The organism is Paenibacillus sp. NPDC058898 (assembly GCF_049316025.1).
GTDB lineage: Bacteria > Bacillota > Bacilli > Paenibacillales > Paenibacillaceae > Paenibacillus_AQ.
On record NZ_JBMOSM010000004.1, the window covers coordinates 157954 to 178260 of the forward strand.

Annotated in this window: 20 protein-coding genes; 12 read left to right on the plus strand and 8 right to left on the minus strand. The window is 50.0% G+C overall.

Going from position 1 to position 20307, the window contains the following annotated elements:
- Positions 1-17: 17 nt before the first annotated feature.
- The 4 genes from ACOZB4_RS12660 to ACOZB4_RS12675 all read right to left on the minus strand — a co-directional run bounded on the left by ACOZB4_RS12660 (position 18) and on the right by ACOZB4_RS12675 (position 4583).
- Positions 18-1367, minus strand: coding sequence for an ABC transporter substrate-binding protein (locus tag ACOZB4_RS12660; protein WP_379415825.1), 1350 nt, complete (start codon positions 1365-1367; stop codon positions 18-20).
- 99 nt (positions 1368-1466) lie between these two features.
- The gene (locus ACOZB4_RS12665; protein ID WP_379415822.1) at positions 1467-2360 is read right to left on the minus strand and encodes a carbohydrate ABC transporter permease; all 894 of its coding nucleotides are present in this window, start codon (positions 2358-2360) and stop codon (positions 1467-1469) included.
- 14 nt (positions 2361-2374) lie between these two features.
- Positions 2375-3265 carry a carbohydrate ABC transporter permease gene (locus ACOZB4_RS12670; protein ID WP_379415820.1) on the minus strand — a complete coding sequence of 297 codons (891 nt, stop codon included), beginning with the start codon at positions 3263-3265 and terminating at the stop codon, positions 2375-2377.
- Positions 3252-4583, minus strand: coding sequence for a glycoside hydrolase family 125 protein (locus ACOZB4_RS12675; protein WP_379415817.1), 1332 nt, complete (start codon positions 4581-4583; stop codon positions 3252-3254). Before ACOZB4_RS12675 ends, ACOZB4_RS12670 begins: the two co-directional genes overlap by 14 nt.
- 598 nt (positions 4584-5181) lie before the next feature.
- On the opposite strand from ACOZB4_RS12675, the gene sigK reads away from it, so the two are divergent.
- Entirely contained in the window at positions 5182-5883 is a 702-nt protein-coding gene (sigK, locus tag ACOZB4_RS12680; protein WP_076320533.1) for an RNA polymerase sporulation sigma factor SigK, read from the plus strand.
- Between the two features lie 105 nt (positions 5884-5988).
- Here sigK and ACOZB4_RS12685 read toward each other — a convergent pair whose 3' ends face one another.
- The 3 genes from ACOZB4_RS12685 to ACOZB4_RS12695 form a co-directional block, all read right to left on the minus strand.
- Positions 5989-6261, minus strand: a complete 273-nt coding sequence (locus ACOZB4_RS12685; protein WP_379415813.1) for a hypothetical protein — start codon at positions 6259-6261, stop codon at positions 5989-5991.
- 313 nt (positions 6262-6574) lie between these two features.
- Positions 6575-6853 (minus strand): hypothetical protein, encoded by a 279-nt coding sequence (locus tag ACOZB4_RS12690; RefSeq protein ID WP_076320535.1) that lies wholly within the window; start codon positions 6851-6853, stop codon positions 6575-6577.
- 168 nt (positions 6854-7021) lie between these two features.
- Complete coding sequence (locus tag ACOZB4_RS12695) at positions 7022-7858, minus strand: sugar phosphate isomerase/epimerase family protein (protein WP_379415810.1); 837 nt, start codon at positions 7856-7858, stop codon at positions 7022-7024.
- A gap of 303 nt (positions 7859-8161) precedes the next feature.
- Here ACOZB4_RS12695 and ACOZB4_RS12700 point away from each other — a divergent pair, with 303 nt between their 5' ends.
- From ACOZB4_RS12700 to ACOZB4_RS12715, 4 genes are all read left to right on the plus strand, one after another.
- On the plus strand, positions 8162-9127 hold the full coding sequence (locus tag ACOZB4_RS12700; RefSeq protein ID WP_379415807.1) for an acetylxylan esterase: 966 nt from the start codon (positions 8162-8164) through the stop codon (positions 9125-9127).
- Positions 9128-9418: 291 nt separating this feature from the next.
- Positions 9419-9766 carry a DUF2294 domain-containing protein gene (locus ACOZB4_RS12705; RefSeq protein ID WP_379415805.1) on the plus strand — a complete coding sequence of 116 codons (348 nt, stop codon included), beginning with the start codon at positions 9419-9421 and terminating at the stop codon, positions 9764-9766.
- 514 nt (positions 9767-10280) lie between these two features.
- Positions 10281-10505, plus strand: a complete 225-nt coding sequence (locus ACOZB4_RS12710; protein ID WP_379415803.1) for an isochorismatase family protein — start codon at positions 10281-10283, stop codon at positions 10503-10505.
- A 98-nt stretch (positions 10506-10603) separates the two neighbouring features.
- Entirely contained in the window at positions 10604-12007 is a 1404-nt protein-coding gene (locus ACOZB4_RS12715; RefSeq protein ID WP_379415800.1) for an MFS transporter, read from the plus strand.
- A 73-nt stretch (positions 12008-12080) separates the two neighbouring features.
- Here the strand turns inward: ACOZB4_RS12715 and ACOZB4_RS12720 are convergent, their stop codons facing one another.
- Positions 12081-13154, minus strand: coding sequence for a M42 family metallopeptidase (locus tag ACOZB4_RS12720; RefSeq protein ID WP_339271888.1), 1074 nt, complete (start codon positions 13152-13154; stop codon positions 12081-12083).
- Positions 13155-13306: 152 nt separating this feature from the next.
- On the opposite strand from ACOZB4_RS12720, the gene ACOZB4_RS12725 reads away from it, so the two are divergent.
- From ACOZB4_RS12725 to ACOZB4_RS12755, 7 genes are all read left to right on the plus strand, one after another.
- The gene (locus ACOZB4_RS12725) at positions 13307-13468 is read left to right on the plus strand and encodes a hypothetical protein (protein WP_179090563.1); all 162 of its coding nucleotides are present in this window, start codon (positions 13307-13309) and stop codon (positions 13466-13468) included.
- Positions 13469-13711: 243 nt separating this feature from the next.
- Complete coding sequence (spoVAC, locus tag ACOZB4_RS12730) at positions 13712-14200, plus strand: stage V sporulation protein AC (protein WP_076320540.1); 489 nt, start codon at positions 13712-13714, stop codon at positions 14198-14200.
- Between the two features lie 6 nt (positions 14201-14206).
- Positions 14207-15220, plus strand: a complete 1014-nt coding sequence (gene spoVAD, locus ACOZB4_RS12735; RefSeq protein WP_379415796.1) for a stage V sporulation protein AD — start codon at positions 14207-14209, stop codon at positions 15218-15220.
- Positions 15221-15224: 4 nt separating this feature from the next.
- Complete coding sequence (gene spoVAE / locus ACOZB4_RS12740; protein ID WP_015734153.1) at positions 15225-15575, plus strand: stage V sporulation protein AE; 351 nt, start codon at positions 15225-15227, stop codon at positions 15573-15575.
- A gap of 174 nt (positions 15576-15749) precedes the next feature.
- Positions 15750-16706 (plus strand): AAA family ATPase, encoded by a 957-nt coding sequence (locus tag ACOZB4_RS12745; protein ID WP_076320542.1) that lies wholly within the window; start codon positions 15750-15752, stop codon positions 16704-16706.
- A gap of 2 nt (positions 16707-16708) precedes the next feature.
- Positions 16709-17956, plus strand: a complete 1248-nt coding sequence (locus tag ACOZB4_RS12750; RefSeq protein ID WP_339271891.1) for a DUF58 domain-containing protein — start codon at positions 16709-16711, stop codon at positions 17954-17956.
- The gene (locus ACOZB4_RS12755) at positions 17953-20193 is read left to right on the plus strand and encodes a DUF4129 domain-containing transglutaminase family protein (RefSeq protein ID WP_379415791.1); all 2241 of its coding nucleotides are present in this window, start codon (positions 17953-17955) and stop codon (positions 20191-20193) included. Before ACOZB4_RS12750 ends, ACOZB4_RS12755 begins: the two co-directional genes overlap by 4 nt.
- Positions 20194-20307 lie beyond the last annotated feature (114 nt).

The window sequence follows — 20307 nt, forward strand, 5'->3', positions numbered from 1 at the left end:
CTTAACGGTTCCGGTTACTACTTGCCGGTCGTAATCACTTTGTTGATTTTTTCGGCCATCACATCCAGTTCGGTGATTGGGGCTTTGCCCATCAGAATGTTTTTCCATGATGCTTCAATGAACGGGTACGCTTTGCCAGCCCATGTCGACAGGAAACGAACCGGCTGCGTATTCTGGGATTTCAGGATATGATCAAGTCCTTCGCCCACCTCAGGATGTCCGGCCGTTTTCAGCGCTTCGTAATAAGCTGCGGAAGAAGCTTGATAGGCTGCGGGAGCCACCGGGGTTGAAGGGAGAACTTCCTCGTACATTTTGGAATCCAGATACTTGAGCACTTTCCATACCGCTTCCGGATTTTTGAGCGTTGCCGGACTGGACCAGCCGACAGCGTCATAAATCTCGGTCTGGCTGTTTACCACCGGCATCGGCACGTAACCCCACTCCAATTCCTTCGGAGCCGTACGGATCAAGTCATCGGCTACCCATTGCCCCTGCAGGGTCATCGGGACTTTACCTTGCTTGAACGAACTCATGGCATTCGTTAAGTCAAAGGTAGGGGGATTCATGTAACAGTTTGCAATGGCGGATTTATATTTTTCGACTCCCTCTCTGAACGGGTCACTGATTTCCACCTTCGTTGGATTAATGATGGCATCAGCGAAGGGAGCACCGCCTGCGGAAACCGAATAGAGAGAGACATGGAAGGGGTCAAGGGGAGCGTAATAACCAAATTGCTGCACGCCGCCCTGATTGCTCGAAAGTTTTTCCATCGCCGTGAAGAATTCATCATAGGTCCAGCCAATCTTCGGTTCCGGAAGACCTGCATCCTGGAATGATTTTTTATTGTAAAAAATGCCGTATGTGTTCAAGAGGCCCGGCAATCCGACCAACTTGCCTTCATAGTACCAGCTGTCTACCACGCCATCGTAAAAGCCCTCCATGAACGCTTTGTCCTGTGTTGCAAGCTCCGTCCAGTCATAGAGAAGTCCTTTGCCGGCATTATCGAGCAGCATGTCGTTACCGGTCATGAAGATGTCGGGTGCTTTCTTCGCCGTGATCATTCCGTTAATCTTGACACCGTAATTGTCCAATGGAGTAGGGATGAGTTTCACTTTGATGTCAGGGTTATCCTCTTCGAATTTTTTCATGGATGCCATAATTTTTTCGTTCATGGCCGCCGACTCCCAAGTAATCATCGTGACTTCGACGGGTTTCTTGGACCCGGCGTTATCTTCTCCGGATGGTGTGTTCCCGGGACTCGCCGAACCGGAGCCTCCGCCGCTGTTGCCGCCGCAAGCGGCTAGCAGACTTGAAAATAACAGTAAAGCGATGATTCCACTGGCCCACTTTCTAACACCCTGTCTCATTGAAAGACCTCCCCAATGGTAAAATTAATGAACTGAACATCACCTGTTTTTTACTTCAGTCAATCCCGGTCGGCATCACCTCCCATACGGTTGGAAGCTTTACTTTAAACCCGCGGAATTCATGGAGCCAAGCCCTTGCATAAAAAACTTCTGGCCAAAGAAGAAGAGCAGCAGCATCGGCAGGATATAAATTAAATCCGCGGCCATAAACAGATTCCAGGCTGTCGCATAGGTGCCCGTATAGGTTGCCATCGCCAGTGACAGCGTCCATTTGCTTGGGTCGATAATATAGAGCAGAGGTTCCAAATATTGATTCCATGCCCCTTGGAACGCAAAGATCACCATGGTCATGATGACCGGCATGGACATAGGCACCAGTACCTTGAGCAGCACATAAAGGTCCGATGCCCCGTCTATTTTGGCAGCCTCATCAAATGAAACGGAGATCGTTCTTATATACTGGACAAACAGGAATGAGAACGTGGCGTTTCCAAAAAAGGCGGGCACGATGATCGGCAGCCAGGAATCGTACCATCCGATGCTGGTGTACAGGTTAAACATAGGGATCATGCCGACAAATCCGGGAAGCATAAGGCTTCCTACAAAAAGCGAGAACCACAGCTTTCGTCCCGGGAACTTTAGCCGTGCCAGCCCGTAGCCCACTAGAACTGAGCTTATAATCTGCCCGATCGTGCAGGTAATCGCGATAAACAGGGAGTTGCCAAACGTTTGCCAAAAGTTGATTTCCTTTGTACCGGTTACAAAATTGGACCAATGAAACTCCCGCGGAAACCATTCGGGTGGAATTTTGAACACGTCATTATTGCTCTTCAGCGCAATGGTAACCATCCACAATAGGGGGAACAGCATCGCAATGGCGCCGATAGCCAATAGGACAAAACGAAAGGCATCAATCCAATTAAACCGTACTCTTCGCTTAACTCGTATGTCCGCTGCATTCAGATTTCCTTTGGGCCGTACTTCCGTTTGCATCACTTCTTACCCCCTTATTTGTCGCTTTCGTAATAAACGAACCGGTTGGAGTACCGGTAAGAAATTACGGTAAAGATCATGATGATGACGAACAGTACCCACACTTCTGCGATTGCATAACCAAACATTCTTCCATTGAAGGCGTCGGTATAGATTTTGTAATTCAGCAGGGAGGTGGAAAAGTTCGGACCGCCTCCGGTCAACACCTGAACCTGGTTAAACGCCTGGAATGCGCCGATGATGCCGAGTATAAGCTGCAGGAACAGGATCGGGGTGATCATGGGCAGCGTAATGTTAAGCGACATGCGCCACCTGGAGGCGCCGTCGACTTCCGCCGCTTCATACATTTCCTGGGGAACCGACTGCAGACCGCTCAGAAAAATGATGACACTGGATCCGACCTGCCATAAACCGATTAACACGATCGATGGGAGCGCTGTCGTTTCACTGGTCAACCAAGTGCCCGGTGGCAGTCCGAACTCTCTTAGCAGTGAATTTGCCAGACCGTATTGCGGCTCATAAATAAATTGCCACAACGTGAGCGTGGCGATGGAGGGAACAACAACGGGAAGATAAAAGATCGTACGGAACCATTTGATGCCTGCCAAGTTTTTATTCAGCATCATGGCCAATAACAAGCCTAGAATCAGTGATAAAGGAACACTCAGCATAACGAAGTAAAACGTTGCCCGGATCGAAGACCAAAACGCCGGATCCTCGGTGAACAGGTATCTAAAGTTCTCAAAGCCGACAAAACGGGGAGAATCGTACCCGCTCCATTCTGTCATGGCGTAATACATGGAGGACAACAGGGGGTAGGCGACAAAAATGCTGAAGCCGATAATGGACGGTAAAATGAACAGATATCCGATGACCCAGCCGCGAAGCTTCCTAGTGGTTCCCATGGTGATTCCGATGACCTCCTCCGGTATCCTTCGCTTTGACTCGAATGCCGCAGTAATCCATAATCAGCTCGCAAAACATCATGTTAGCCCAGGAAAACCATGGGCGGGTATAACGGGCAGGGTCGTCTACCAGAAATCCTTCATGCATCATGCCGGTGCCTGCATCGGTATCGGCCATTAGCCGCAGCAGTCGAAGTTTCTCTTCCCGATCCGTGGTCGTCAAGCCTTGAATCGCCAGCGCAATCGGCCATATATAACGATCCGGCGTGTGGGGGCTACCGACGCCTGCGGCGGCAGTGCCTTGATAATAGTACGGATTGGCGTGGCTCAGCACGAACCTGCGGGTATTCTGGTAGACCGGGTCATCAGCGCTTGTATAACCCAAATACGGAATGGACAAAAGGCTGGGGACGTTGGCGTCATCCATCAGCAGATGGTTTCCCATCCCGTCTGTTTCATAGGCATATATTTTGCCATATTCGGGATGATCTTGAACGCCGTACGACTCAATGCCATGACGGATCTCAGCGGCAAGTTTCTCCGCCTCCGCTTCCAACTCGGGATCGCGCAGGACATCACGGCAAATCTTCGCCAGATAACCGAGCACAACGACGGCGAACATATTGGACGGAATGAGGTATCCGTAGACGCAGGCGTCATCGCTCGGGCGGAAGCCGGACCAGGTCATTCCTGTGTAAGCCACTTCAGCCCCTTTTCCACCGCGCGGCAGCGTGTCGCTTGGAGGACAATCGAAGCGTTCGAAGTAATACGGCGAATCGGTTTCGTGATGCTGCTCGGTTCGCCAGATGTCCAGAATGACCCTGGCAGCTGAATGGAACTTGTGATCCAAATGCGAGGTCCTACCGGTTTCTTTCCATAACAAGTAAGCAAGCTGAAGGGGATAGCATAACGAATCGATCTCATATTTGCGCTCCCATAGCCATGGATTCATGGCGGTGCGGTCGTTCTGATGGCCTTGACCAGAAGGCGAATCATTGAATGCATTGGCGTATGGATCGAGCAGGATGAATGCCGTTTGTCTGCGTACGAGTCCCTCGATCAAATCGGCCAGCTTGTCGTCGTGGCCCGCAGGAACGAGGAAGGGCCGGATTTGCGCAGCCGAATCCCTAAGCCACATGGCTGGAATATCGCCGGTAATGACAAAGGTGGTACCGTCGGGCTGTCGTTGAATGGTCGAACTCAGCGTGTTGTCCAGCATGCTCTTGAACATATGTCCGAGCTTCGGATAAGCTGAGGTGCCTTCGGTTATCGTGCGGTTCAAATCATGCAATACAGAAAAATAGTCCAATGTGTACATGGTAAGCTTCTCCCTTCCATTCTTCAGGGTGTTAATGGTTTTGTTAGGTCATTATATAAAACGCTTACATTCAATATAATTACATACCAATTTAATGTCAATATATTATATTAATAAAAATTATGGCTGTTATATTATGTTGGTGTAGTGAATGGCGTGTCGATCATTCTGTGGTCCGTCGTTTTTATATTTGCCAAAGATGCTGTCTCTCGTTATGGGGCCAGAAATGTTGGATCTTGAATGATTGATTTGAACAAAAAAAGCTTGTCCTAGTTTAGGAATATACCGTTACGACAACGCAATTTATCATTTATTACTGTTTGTATTTATAACATGATATATTGGTATGTTGTGAAAGAATGGCTTTTAGTTGCGGTTGTCCATTGCTTAGTTGAGGAATCACTAAAATATCAAATGGTGTATCATTTCGGGCCGTCTTTTATGAATGGTCGGACAGATATCGGGAATTTAACGTTTTTACGAATCGCTTTCCCACGTACAGGCACTTCTGGGCCGTTGCCTACATAGAATGAGAAGACCGAGAGACCGAGCGCGATAAGAGCCGGTTGCATTGTAACTTCGCAGGAGGTGTCCTAAAGTGCCTGGATTGTTTACCGCAATTGCTTTGTTCATAAAAGAGTTGACCCTGCTCGTTTCGTACGTGAAAAACAACGCGTTTCCCCAGCCTCTGACCGAGGAAGAGGAAGCTAAACATCTGAAGCAAATGGCCGAAGGCGATCCTCAATCGCGTAATAAACTAATTGAACATAATCTTCGGCTGGTTGCGCACATTGTCAAAAAGTTCGATAACACCGGCGAGGATTTGGAAGATTTGATTTCCATCGGGACGATAGGACTCATCAAGGCGATTGAAAGCTTCAGGCCGAACAAAGGCACGAAGCTGGCGACATTTGCTGCCCGTTGTATAGAAAATGAGATACTGATGCATCTTCGTTCCTTGAAGAAGACACGAAAAGACGTATCCCTCCATGATCCGATTGGAACGGACAAAGAGGGGAATGAAATTACATTAATTGACATTTTGGGTACGGAAGCGGATGATATCGTGGATGCCGTGCAGTTAAAGATTGAGAAGAGCAAGATCTACCGGAACCTCGATATATTGGACGACCGGGAGAAGGAAGTTGTTATTGGTCGTTTTGGACTGGAAGCTGGCGGAGAAGAACGGACGCAGCGTGAGATCGCCAAGGAACTCGGCATATCGCGCAGCTATGTATCGCGGATTGAGAAGCGTGCGCTGATGAAGCTGTATCATGAGTTTTACAAGCAGAAACGTTAGGAAGAAAACTGAAACTGTGTCAACCACTGATGACCGAAACGGGAATGTCGATATAGAGCCACTAAAGCCACTTCCTGTGATGGAAGTGGCTTTCGCTCGTTTGATTTATGTAGTGTTCAGCTCGCTCGGCTTGTTGAGTGCACGCAACCCAAACCGCATAGGACTCTCGAATTTATCCTGCTGCCATTGCAGCACGCGGCGAATGGCCATCGGTGCGATGATGCTGCCAATCATGCCGAGCAGGTCGGATTGAAGTGCTTTTTGAGCGATGATGAAACCGCAAGACCCGCCGATAAATTCAATGGACATGTAGCGCTTTACGCTGGATAACGTGACAACATAAATCACGAATTTATCCTGCTCCTTGATGATGGGCATGAAGTACTCCCCCCACTCCTTCTCGTCTCTGTAATTGCGGACAACGGATTTCTACCTTTCTTGGAATCGTACGACTCTCTCGCAAGAAAACCTCCGCTAAAAGCGGTCTGTTTTCTGAGTACTACGGCGTTAGACGTTTTTTCATATGCCATCTTATGTATTTTTATAGGCTATTATGCTTTCCAAGCGTGGATACAAGCCCTGTTACGACAAAAACCAACCGTCTTGGCCATAGAAAAACTGCACCTCCAAATGTTAGATGGTGTCTAACAAGTGGGGTGCAGTTCACGATGGTTGGTTTTTTAGTTCGGCTCTACTCAGGTTTCCTTTGTCCCGGGTCTGCTTGAATGCTCTCGTCTTCACCGGGATACTCCCGTTCGATGCCCATGTGCAGGTTGCGATCCTCATAATCAAACCGATTCGGAGGCCGCTGATCCATGCGCCATGGGGTGCTCTTGCCAAGGGAATCGCTGCGGAGATCGGAACCGTAAGGTCCCTCGGGAAATTCCTCGGCCACCAGATCGTTCCGCTGTGACTCAACGGTGGATAGGTCCGTAAAGTTATCCCTTTCTTCCTTCTCAAATCCGTTCATTCCTGAGACCTCCCAAAAAGGTACTTAAGCTACCGTTCCAGTGTTCCCCTGAACAGATGGAATCATTCCGTTATGTGGCCTGGCTTTCCCCATCTGCATGACATGGAGTGTTAGCCGATCCCGGATCTCTATCGTCAGTTAACGACTCAAACATGCCTGAATCCTCTACTATAATCCTGCAGCACCGAATACGCTGTCAAAGGCTCGCCGTGATTTGGCGATCAATTCCTCAGGAGTCCCGGTCGGCGTGGAAGGTGTCAATATTTCTTGTGTAACTGGGCCTGCATAGCCGATATCGTTCAGAGCCTGAAGGAACCCCGGAAGATTAATTACGCCTTCACCCGGATAAAGCCGATCATTATCGAGAACATCCCCCACGGGTATGTCCTTGGCATCGTTAATGTGGACATGAACGATTTGTTCAGCCCGCAGCTGCCGGATATCCGAAACCGTCATCTCATTGGTGTACCAGTGATAGGCATCATATAGCAGCCCGACATTCGGTTCCCCGATGGCATCGATCCAATCCAGTGTTTCTTGTACTGTCCAGATAAACGGGTTCTTCCATTGGGTGCGCAGATGATGCGGGCCTACGAACTCCAGGGCCAATCGAATTCCGTATGCTCCCAAAATGCTGGCACAAGCCCGCAGCCTTGTGGTGGCCAGCGTCATGAAATGAGCTGCGGGTGCATCAGTGGAAGGAAGAATGTATGTACAGCAGCGAGTGCAGCCGAGGGCCTTGGCAGCTGCCGCTGCAGCCGGCAGTTTCTCGAGTCCGCTTAGGAACTGCTCGTCCGATCCTCTCCATTCCACGGGAAGACCGATTGCCCCAACTTCCAGTTGGCGGGATTGCAGCATATCGGCTGCCGCTTCCACGCCAAGGCGGTCTACAAGACCTTTGGCGTCGATATCGACGCATTGAAATTCATATTTGGCCGCGAGTTCGATAAACTGTAAATCGCTTTCAAGTTTTCCGAGTCCTGCGCTTGTTAAACCTTGCAGCATATTCATCGTCTCCATTCACTATAAGATGTCGTATTGCTAGAGGCGGGCGCTTCGTTTATATCAACCCTTTGGTTTTTCATAGTTTCTATTATGATATGTTCAACTCTATAAATCTATGATCGTTTTTTATTTTTTTTAGAGAAAGATAACGATTGGAGCTGCGGCCTAATCGTTAATATGAAAGGGATTTGTAATAAAGCGGCATGAATTCCTACTCTTTCGCAGGGGATTACGGACGTTATGCCGAAATTACCATGTTATACGAACGTTCATATTACTCGCGAAAAGGAGATATAACTCAGAATGAATACCATTGAGCTGCGTAAAAAAGAGCTTGGCAACTTGTATCCGGAACCCATAATCAACGAGGAGGTTTTGAATCAATTTTGGGAGGAAGTGTTGAAGTCGTATAACGAAAAGCCGCTTCACATTGTTAGTCTACTGGAAGCGACGCCATATCCTCATATGGAAGTATCCAAGGTCACCTATCATGGTTATGATGATACGCCCATCCATGCTTGGTATATAGCTCCAGCTAAACATTCTTCGGACGAAAAAAAACGACCGTGTATCGTAACCTTTCCGGGTTATTCCGGAGACCGTGGGTTTCCAGAGCGGTATGCTCACTGGCTGATGCTGGGTTATACGGTGTTTGCCGTGGATGTCAGGGGACAGGGCGGAGAGACGGGGAATCTGCTTCCATTGGACAGCGGCGTGGTTAAGGGCTGGGTGACACAGGGGATTATGGATATTCGTCGCTCCTATTACATGGCAGTCGTTATGGATGCTGTGCGAGCGGTGGATGCTGCATCGCAGCAGCCCGGAGTGGATCCGAAAAAAATTGCCGTGGTTGGCGGCAGTCAGGGTGGCGGACTGTCTCTGCTTGCAGGGGCCTTGAATCCGAAGGTTGCGGCCATTGTGGCCGACATTCCCAACATGTGCAGGATAGATTACGGGATTCTGCATTCGGTCAGCTCGCTGAACGAAATCGCCCAATACATCAAGCGCTACCCGGAGCAATTGGATCAAATCCTGGAGCATCTCTCGTATTTTGACATGCTGAATCTGGCGCCGCGAATCCAGGTGCCGGTCATGGTATCCGTCGGCTGGAAGGATACGGTCTGCATGCCTGAAACCATATATGCAGCATACAACCGAATGAAATCGGCTAAAGAAATAAGAGACTATCCGTTCTCCGGCCATGAAGTCAATGAGCACCAGAAGCGGGAGGGCGTCTTGTTCCTGGAACGGATTTTTAACGGAGGATAGAACAAGGTGATAGATTTAGGGCGTGGGCACGGGGCCCGACGCTCGATTAGGACTACTCTTTATTTAGAAAGAGGGCAGAAGTAAAGTGAACGGAACAACACTCAAAAAAATGTTATGTTAATGTTATATAAACTAACACAAATTAAGTGTTTGTTATATTTTTTGACGTTTATGTATTGACAACAGCCCAATATCGCCTATAATTATACCCAAGGACAGAAAAAACTCGATAAACACCCTATACCTACCCTGGTCAATGTAATATTAATTTACACAAAGGGGTGTTGAACCATGATGACAGCAGGCGAACTCATACAGGATTTTTTGAGGGTTTACAACGCGATAAATAAGAAAATATTTAACGTGGGTGTAAAGCAGCAAAAAGTCGATTTCGTTGGCAACAAAATCATCATTGTATCGAGAAATAGTAGAGTCCCCGTCCTCAAACTGCTGGATGAGAATTACCCCCTCTCTACCCGGCAGTTGGACCACCTTTTATTCCAGGTGTTCAAGCAGGAGATTAAAGCTTCCAATGAACAGCAGTTTCAATTTAAAATCATCTCCATTCTTAAAGTGATGCAGAGACCGAGTTTTCCGGTACCATCGTATACTTGGAGAAGGAGGTCGAAGCATATCTGAAGGACATGCCGGAACTCTTGTAGTAAGGGTTCAAAAAGTCAGGTTTTCAGCACCGAAGCTTATGCTTCCGATGTGCGTTTTTTCAAAACGCTTTAGTTGGATGAAGCTAGGGACGTCAGGAGCGGAGCGTAGGCAAAACCTACGTGAGCACCGGAAGGCCCGGCTGAATTCAAGATTCGATGTCGATTAAGCTTCATGTGCTGCTTCGTGATCAAAAGATGACTTTTTGAACAACCTCGAGTAGAGAGCGGGCCGATCGTCAGTTTGGTACCAAGGCACATACATGTGTGCGGCTTGGGGCTGGACTGGCGATTTTTTGTTACATCCGCTTTTGAAAATACATGTTTGATGTATCATAGAGGAGGAAGGGACATGACTCACAAAATTGAAATTTCGGGCGTCAGTGAATGGTTCCGCAGAAACGGGGAAGAGATTGCGGCCATGCGGGAGACAAGCTTGGCGATCGAGGAGGAATCGAGACCCTGATCATGACGGGAGCAGCACCAATGTATGCGTGGAATCAACGGCCCGCGACGGGTTTATGCTGGATTATCATATCGTGCTTGTAGCGGATGCTTGCGCATCGTATTCGCAAGCGGCTCATGACATGACGCTTGAGAATATTGAAGGCTATTTCGGGAAAGTTAGTGAAGTGGCGCAGGTTATCGATATTTGGATGGATCAAATGCCTGAAGAACGGCTGCGGTCGATGTCGACCGCTCAGCCGGCTATCGGCTAGCTTGTCAGAACGTGGTTCAACCAAGGGAAGCTCTCCGCATGCGGGGGCTTTATCTATGAACGGCACAGAAATTAATGAATAAAGCGGGTGAGTCCTGCATGAATAACAAATCAAGGATGATCGTCCAATATACCATTTGTTTAGGGGCATTTCTGTCCAATCTGTCGGCTGGCATGTTCAACATTGCGCTTGTTGATATAGCCAGAACATTCGATTCCACCATCCCTACGGCACAGTGGATTGTCACCGCCTATTTGCTCGTCATCTCCATACTACTTCCGGTTATGGGAAAGCTGGGGGATATGTTGGGCAGGCGGAAAATCCACAATATTGGCTATTTTGTGTTTATGGCAGGGGCGCTCTGCTGCGCCTTGTCACCTTCATTAAACGGACTGATATCTTCGCGAATTCTGCAAGGCGTAGGAGCCGCCATGTATCAAGCCACCAATATGGCGCTGATCGTCTCGGTATTTCCGAAGGAGCAGCGAGGTAAAGCGCTCGGGCTCATCAGCACGTTTGTCGCTGCAGGCTCGATGGTCGGACCGAGCCTTGGCGGAATACTGATTCAGTGGTTTTCGTGGCGGAGCAATTTCTGGCTGCTGACGGCCATTTCTCTTATTGCATGGTTGTTCGCTCAGCGATTCATTCCGAAGGACGAACCGGAAAAAGGCGTAAGCCGATTGGATGTGCCGGGGGCTGCCTTGTTTGCGATATCCCTAACCGGCCTGGTTACGGCCGTGAATATGGGGGCTCAGTGGGGTTGGGGTTCCTGGCAAGTTACGCTGTTGTTCATCGTATTCGGAGCGGGAGCTGCTGCATTCATCGGGTGGTGTCTATCTTCGCGGTGGGAACGAGGAGGGAAGGGGAAACTCCCGTTTATGAAGCTGGATCTGTTTCGGGATGCAGGCGTTAGCGTGGGAATCATCATCACCATCATTACCTATATGGCGGCTTTCTCCGCTCAGCTTGTGCTGCCCGTGTTTTTGCTGAGCGAGCTGGGCGTTGAACCTGCCACGGCAGGGCTGATCATGATGGGATATCCGTTGTCGCTGATCATATTCTCGCCACTGAGCGGGAGCCTGTCGGACAAGTTGGGGACATTTCCGTTATTGTCAGCTGGGCTGCTGCTCATGACAGCAGCGTTAATTGTGCTTGGTTTTGTATCGCCGGCATATCCGATCTTCTTCCTGATTCTGCTTATCGTCCTGCTCGGCGGTTCCATGGGCATCATTACGCCGCCGAACAATTCCCTCGTGATGGGCAGGACATCCAAAACGGACCTCGGCCTGATCAGCAGCATTTTGGCACTGTCACGAAATCTGGGGATGATGTTTGGTACGGCGGCGGGGGGTGCCATGCTGGCGCTCCCGAGCCAATTGGCAGGGGGGCTTTTAGGATTTCGCATGATATTTGTGCTGAATACGGTTCTGGTTGTTATTGTCTATTTAACGATGATCCTATCCTTTCGGTTCGCACGACATAAGGAGACATTATCTTCATAGGAATTAGCCGAAAAAAAGGGTATCCTACGGTCTTTTTGAGACCTGCAGGGTACCCTTTTCTTTCCTTATTAGCTTACGCCCGGTCCAGAATCGTCTGGAGTGTCGTGCGATCCAAACCTTTTACGAGCTTGATCAGAAGTTCTTTAGCAGCTTCATAGTCGTCCGTGTGGATGATGGACGAAGATGTGTGAATATAGCGGGAGCAAATCCCGATGATGGTGGACGGAACGCCGATGCCGCTAAGATGCACTTGGCCTGCGTCCGTGCCGCCCGGTGAGACAAAGTATTGGTATTTGATTTTGTTGGTCTCCGCCGTATCTTGAACGTATTCTACCATTCCGCGGTGAGTCAGCATCGTCGGATCGAAGATGCGAAGCAGTGCGCCTTGACCCAATTGGCCGAACTGGCTCTTGTCCCCCATCATGTCGTTCGCCGCGCTGGCATCCAATCCGAAGAAAATATCCGGTTGAATCAGGTTGGCCGAAGTACGTGCTCCACGCAGTCCGAGCTCTTCCTGGACGGTTGCACCGGCGTAAACGGTGTTAGGCAGCTTCTCGCCATGGAGCGCCTGAACTAGCTCGATCGCCAGGCCGACGCCATAGCGGTTATCCCATGCTTTGGCCATGATTTTTTTCGGATTGGCGAGCGGCGTAAATTCACAGATCGGAACCACCTGCAATCCGGGACGAATGCCGAACGCTTCGGCTTCCGCCTTGTTGTCGGCACCGATATCGATATACATGGTCTTGATGTCGACCGGCTTGCTGCGCTGCGCTTCATCCAGCAGGTGTGTAGGGATGGAGCCGACAACCCCGACGACAGGACCGTTGTCTGTAATAATTTGCAGGCGCTGAGCAAGCACGGCCTGACTCCACCAGCCGCCGAGCGGCTGGAAACGGACCATACCCGCTTCGGTAATGCCGGTTACCATGAATCCGACTTCATCCATGTGACCGGCCACCATGACTTTTGGACCTTCATCGTTACCGCGAAGAACGGCGAACAGACTGCCCAGCCGATCCTGCACGAACTCATCTGTATATGGAGAGAGGGTATTCTTCAACCAGGAACGAAGTTCCCTCTCAAAGCCCGGTGCAGCCGGGAATTCCGTCAAAGTACGAAATAATTCCAGTGTTGATTCATTCATTACGAAATCGCTCCTTTAGAAAAGGTATGTAAGAGTTTTTCCTTTTCTAGTATGCCCCTATATATCTGAAAAGTCTACAAGGCCCGTGCCGCTAAGGCTACGTGATTTAAAAGCAAATGGAACAAGCACCCTGCATCCGGGAAAGGAATACGATGTTGAAACGAAGTGGAATTTTTGTTGTCCGAGGGAAGGAGCAGAGTATGAAGCACCATGGGATTGAGGTAAACGTCTATCATGCCGAAGTCAGAGAACTTCTGCTCATTATGGTTCTGTTCATCCTCCTCGTCATTTTGCTGAAATACATTCTTATATAATGACCGGCTCCAGCAATGATGGCAGGCGAATCTTATTTCAGCTTTCAGGGATACTCCTGGAGGCTGATTTTCGTGTGGGGAAATCTTGACGTTAGGACAAGCTGTGATTGCCAAGTAAGAAGGATGATTTTCCAAACATAAAGGGAGTTCAATCAAAGCATAATGATATCGAGTGATATCCATAGTGGCTCTTTAGCGTTTATAGAGGATTCCATACTTAAATAAAAGCGGAGGTGTATTGAAATGTCAGGCTCTAACCAAAAGCCTAAGTCTGATATCACCACAATGAGCTCAGGGGAATATCAGGCGATTGCCAAAAAGCATGAACCTCCCCGCCCCATACTTAAAAATTGCCTGCGTGCGTTTTTGGTGGGAGGTCTCATCTGTTTGATCGGCCAATGCATTCAGAAGTTTTTTATGTCTGTATTCGACATGAGCACCACCGAAGCGAGCAATCCGACGGTAGCCGTGCTGATTATACTCTCCGTCATTCTGACCAGCTTCGGCGTGTATGACAAAATCGCGCAATGGGCGGGAGCAGGCAGCGCCGTGCCGGTTACGGGGTTTGCGAATTCCATGTGCTCCGCAGCGCTCGAGCACCGCGCGGAGGGTTTGGTACTGGGGGTCGGGGCCAGCATGTTTAAGTTGGCAGGATCAGTCATTGTATTTGGTACCGTCGCTGCGTTTATCATCGGTATCATTTACGCTATTTTTGGCATCGAGGGGAGGTGACGAGAGATGAAGGTGATCGGCCAAACCTGGCAGTTCGAGAACAAACCCGTCATTATCGGCACGGGGACGATTGTAGGACCTGAGGAAGGCGAAGGGCCACTCGCCGATGATTTCGACTATGTCTACGACAATATTGAGATCAACGAAAAAACATGGGAAAAGGCGGAGCGAAAACTGCTGGAGGATGCTTCAAGTAAGGCGGTCGAAAAGGCTGGCATCAAGGAAGACCAGCTGCAGTTTTTTGTGGGCGGGGACTTGATGAACCAGATCATCAGCAGTTCCTTTGCTGCAAGACAGTTGGGTGTGCCTTACATCGGCGTATTCGGTGCCTGCTCTACTTCAATGGAGAGCCTCGCGGTGGCCTCCATGCTCGTGGATTCAGGAGGGGCCAAGTATGTCATGGCCGGTACTGCAAGTCATAACTGTACGGTCGAGAAGCAGTTTCGCTATCCTACGGAGTACGGATCGCAGAAACCGCCGTATGCACAATATACGATAACGGGAGCAGGCTGCTCCGTCATTTCGGACAAGGGAGACGGTCCTGCTGTCACGTATGCCACTATTGGCAAGGTGGTCGATCTGGGCATCAAGGACCCGTTCAATATGGGGACGGCGATGGCTCCGGCGGCAGCCGATACAATAACCAAGCACTTTAAAGACACAGGCCGGCAAGCGAAGGATTATGACCTGATCGTGACCGGTGACCTGGCCTCGGTTGGACTTCCGATCGCCAAGGATCTCTTGAAACAGAATGATGTGATCATGGACGGCACGGTATTTGCCGATTGCGGCTTAATGATCTACGACATGGAAAAGCAGAAATACGTCAATGCAGGGGGCAGCGGCTGCGGCTGCTCGGCTGTTGTCACTTATGGCCATATTTTGAAACGGATGCTTAAAGGCGAATTGAAAAAGGTGCTGGTCGTTGCTACCGGAGCCTTGCTTTCGCCTCTTTCTTACCAGCAGGGTGAGAGCATTCCGTGCATCGCTCACGCTGTAGCTTTAGAGATGGGAGGATAACGCAATGCAGTTTTTATGGGCGTTTATTATTGGCGGTCTGATTTGCGTCATTGGGCAAATTATGATGGACGTTATTAAATTGACACCGGCACATACGATGAGTACGTTAGTGGTCGCCGGAGCCATCGCCGACGGGTTCGGATTGTATGAGCCGCTGGTCAAATTCGCGGGAGCGGGAGCCTCGGTGCCGATCACCAGCTTTGGTAATTCGCTTGTGCACGGAGCCTTGACGGAGCTGGGGAGGGACGGCTGGATCGGGGTCGTGACGGGGATATTCGAAGTCACCAGTGCAGGGATATCCTCGGCCATCATTTTCTCGTTCCTGGCCGCTCTGTTTGTTCGTCCGAAGGGATAAAACTAAAATCATCAAGAAGGAGAGACCCAGGCATCATGCCGGGGTCTTTTCCTGTTTATAGGGACGATAAGAAGGTGAATAGGCAAAATATCTCTTCGAATGTACTCCGGGACCTCGATCATGTACAATAGTACTAAAATAAGTATTTATTCCCTTACAGGAGGTTAGTCATACATGCCCGTAAGCCAAGAATCCATGAAAATCATTACCTCGGTGCGAACCAATCTGGAGTCGTGCCTATTAGGCAAAGAATTTGAGATCCAATTGCTCCTTACGGCGCTGCTCGCTGGCGGACATGTACTGATCGAGGATGTGCCCGGCACAGGAAAGACCCAACTGATCAAAGCATTAGCGAAATCCATGCAGGGAGACTACCGACGCATTCAGTGTAACCCGGATATTCTCCCGAGTGATATAACGGGCGTTTCGGTATTCCACCCGAGAGACGAAATGTTTTACTTCCGTCCTGGCCCAGTCATGACCAACATTTTGCTGGCGGATGAAATCAATCGAGCGACAACCAAGACGCAATCGGCCCTGCTTGAGGTAATGGAGGAGCGCAGCGTAACAGTGGATGGAGCTACCCACGAGCTTCCGCATCCCTTCATGCTGTGCGCGACCCAGAACCCGATCGATTTTGAAGGCACCTATATGCTCCCGGAAGCACAGCTGGACCGGTTTATGCTGAAGCTGAGCCTGGGTTACCCTGATGCTGCTACGGAGAAGCAGTTGATGTACCGTTCGCGGGACGGACAACTGGCGGACAAGCTTCAGCCGGTGACGCATATGGATACCATTTCGGCTATTCAACGTGAGATTCGCGAAGTATTCATCGGTGACCCCGTCGCCGATTACTTGCTGAATATTACCCGGTCGACCCGCGAGCACCCTTCCGTTATGCTGGGCGCAAGTCCCCGGGCAACGCTGTCATTCATGAATGCTGTTAAAGCTTACGCCTTCTTGCAAGAGAGGGATTACGTTCTGCCAGATGATGTGAAGACGCTGGCTCCATACGTACTTTCGCACCGGATCATGCTGCGTCCGGAAGCCAGGCTCGACAATGCGAGTCCCGAATCGGTGCTCGAGTTTATACTGCGTCAGGTCAAAGTGCCTGTTCAGATGGGGAGATAGGCATGCGCCGCGCTGTTTCGTTATTTTTGAATGGCATGCAGCCGTCTAGACTGGCAGCGGTATTGGCGGTATGGTGCCTATGTCTTTTGTATGTATTATTTCAGGGAGGCAAAACCTCGCTCATGCTTTTCTCCATGGTCAGCCTTCTGACGATCTATTTGATCGGTGCAGGCTTTGGTGGGGTCAATCGTGTGAAAGCCCAGCGAAGAGTGCTGGGACGATCGGAGCAAGAAGGAGAACTTCTTCACGCCGGTGAACAGGTTCGCGTGAAGTTGGAGGTCCATGTTCCGGGATTGCTTCCGATGCCCTATATGATCGTGCGTGAAGTATTGCAAAGGCACAACGGCGACTCCTGGTCTTTTGAAGATAGCGTCATTCCGAACCTCCGCGGAGCGGGCAAACTTGTATTTCAGACCCCTCCGCTTGAACGGGGGCGGTACGCTTTTTCAAAGACGGAATGTATTAGCGAGGATATTTTCGGATTAATGGAGCACAAGGGACGGATTGAAGTTCAGACCGATTTCCGCGTCCTGCCAAGAACTATATATATTCCTAAATGGCAGCGAAACATACGGAATTCAAGATTGGGCGGTACGCATACCACGGTTTCGGCTTCAAGACGGGAAACAACGCAGATTAACGGAGTTCGCGATTATGTATATGGCGACCGGATCTCCCGAATTCACTGGAATGCAACGGCGAAGACGGGCTCGTGGAAGTCGAAGGAATTTGAGCATGAATCGTTTCCCAGAACGATGATCGTGCTGGACTGCACTGCTGACGGATATGATCATGCCCAGCAATTCGAGCTCGCCGTATCGGCCGCCGCATCGCTGATCGAGTATGGGGCCAAGGAGCATGCGGGTACAGGCTTGTTCACGGCTACCCGAGAAGCTCAAATATTCGCTCCCGCTGATCACGCCGGAGAGCGGATGCGCATGATTCAGCATTTGGTTGACGTGGATTATAACCGCAAAACCAAATTGATTGCTTCCCTGGAGAAATCCTATCGCCATTTTCCAAAAGGAGCCCTGTTCCTGCTGATCAGCCCGATGAGCGGCAAGGATGCTTCAGAGATCATGCGCTGGGTAGAAACCAGGGGAATGAATCCTTGCTTCTTGCAAATAAACAATTCCAATGAAACGAAAAAACGCGATGAATCCATATCGCTTCTGCAATCCCGGGGGATTTCAAGCTATTCGGTTTCTTCCCTTGATGAGCTTCCGGCTGCGCTGGGAGGTGGTGCATGATGAAGTTATGGCTGGACAAACTATCTACTACCTTCTTTAGTACCTTAACGATGCTATGGATCTGGATCATCGGGATGCAGTGGGTCTCCTTTACGGAGACGATATGGCTCTCGGAAACGACAGCCATGGTTATCGCAGCATTAACCATTACGGCGGTTACCGAAGCGCTGCTGCCGATCAAGCAAGGTTACCGGGTGCTTATCCAGTTTGTTTTGATCTTGTATTGTGTGTACAGTTTGCTGAAAACTTACGGTAATCCGGTTCCCGCCTTCGGAGCTGAAGGCGTTCTGACCGAGGAAATCATGTATCTTTTTCCTTATTTGTGGTTTGCTATCGCCGCATGGGCCGCTTTTCTGTTCCTTACGCGGTGGGCCAAAACCAAGGGGCGCGTGCTTTTTGCAGTCGGGATCAACGTCATCGGTTTTGCCGTGCTGGATTCCTTTACGAAAATCGTGCTGTGGGATGAGATCGCCTGGGTGGTTGGAGCAGGGATGGGCTGGCTCGTATCCAGCCATTTTAACCGGTTCCGCAGGCGTTTTCCGCAGGGTTGGGTCAATTTATCGAAATATCCGTTTAAGATTATCGCCAACATTCTGGTCATCTTCTCTTTGATCATTGTGGCCGGTGTGAATATGCCGCATGTGAAGCCGACATTAACCGATCCTTACACGGCGTGGAGAGAGTGGAACGGAGTGCCGTTATCCGGCAGCAGTACAACCGGGACCGGAACCCTTATCGAGTCACCGTCTGAAAGCATGTCCGGGTATGGACGAGAGGATAATGACCTTGGCGGCGGTTTTAATTTTGACTATTCACCGGTGATGTCGATTACCTCGGATGAACGCAGCTATTGGCGAGGGGAGACCAGAGCCGTCTACTCGGGAACTGGTTGGGCGGACGGAGCCAGCAGCCGGCGTTCCGGTACGGGCGTGGGCATCGGTGAGGAATTGCCGGGAGAAGCCAGCGCATCCGTACCTACCAAAACGCTGGAGCAATCGGTAACGATGCTGAGTGATACGGTGTATCCGGTATTGTTCGGTGCCTACACCGTTCGTCAGTTGGAGAATTTGGATGAGGATATCGATCCGAATCGGCTCAGCTGGGTAACCGAAGGCGCGGAGATACATCTGGACGACGTTCGTAATGCGGACTACCCGAAGAGTTATACCTTAACGTCGCAAGTGCCGGTGATTCCAATCGATGAGCTGAGCACCAGGACTTATGATGAACTATATTCCAGCTCGATTGACGATGCTTATATCCAGATGCCGAGAAACTTTCCTGACCGCGTTTCCGATCTGGCCGAAGAAATTACCGCGGACGGAGATACGCCGTATGAGAAGGTCATGCTCTTGCAACAATATTTAACGAGCAACTTTACTTATACCAACACACCGGATCTTACGCGCAAGAAGAGCGATGATTTTGTGGATGCGTTTCTGTTTGAAATCCAGGAAGGGTATTGTGATTATTTCTCTACATCCTTGGTGATGATGACACGGTCGCTGGATATCCCCGCGCGCTGGGTCAAAGGCTACGCGCCGGGAAGAATGACGGCTTCGGAGTACGTTCCGACCGATGGTCAGACCACGATTGAGCCCGGAAACTATACCGTTACGAATGCTGACGCTCATTCCTGGGTTGAAGTATACTTCGGTGAGTACGGCTGGGTTCCGATTGAAGCGACACCGGGCTTCAGCATGCCGATTTTGACGGCCGACACAGACGCTAAGCCTGTCATTGAGGAAGAAGTTGAAGAAGAAGAGAAGGCAGAGGACAAGGCTACGCCAGCCGCAGCCTCTGATCATCAGCAACCTGTCTGGGTTAAAGTTGTTGTCACGGCAGCCGTGGTTGTTATCGTATTGTGGATTCTGTACATCGTGTGGAGAATGCGCATCAGCCTGCGTTTTGCCGGGGCACGCATTCGGGCGGGCAAGCCGCTGACGGCAGCGGATAAAGTCATTGCCGAAACCGAACGATGGATTCGTTCCGTGCAGCGCCGAGGCTTAGTGAGGCAGGAACATGAAACTCTCCGTGAATCGGTTGGCCGCTGGGTAAGTGCACACCCTGAGCTGGGAGCGGAGCTGAGACCGCTGCTGCAGCAATTTGAAGCGGCTCGGTACAGTCCGGCTGAAGTGAAGGATGAGCAATGGCGCTCCGTCCAACATGATGCTCAGAAGCTGAAGAAGTCCATCAAGAAGGTCCGCATTGTATCCGAGAAACGTCTATCAACCTAATCCAAGAAGACAGATTCGCGTGATGGGTGGTTGTTGTTGCGTGTATCAGGATAACTCGATATGAATACGTTCTGATATCCGGTCATTTCAAGACCGCCCGGTCTGCTTCCAATT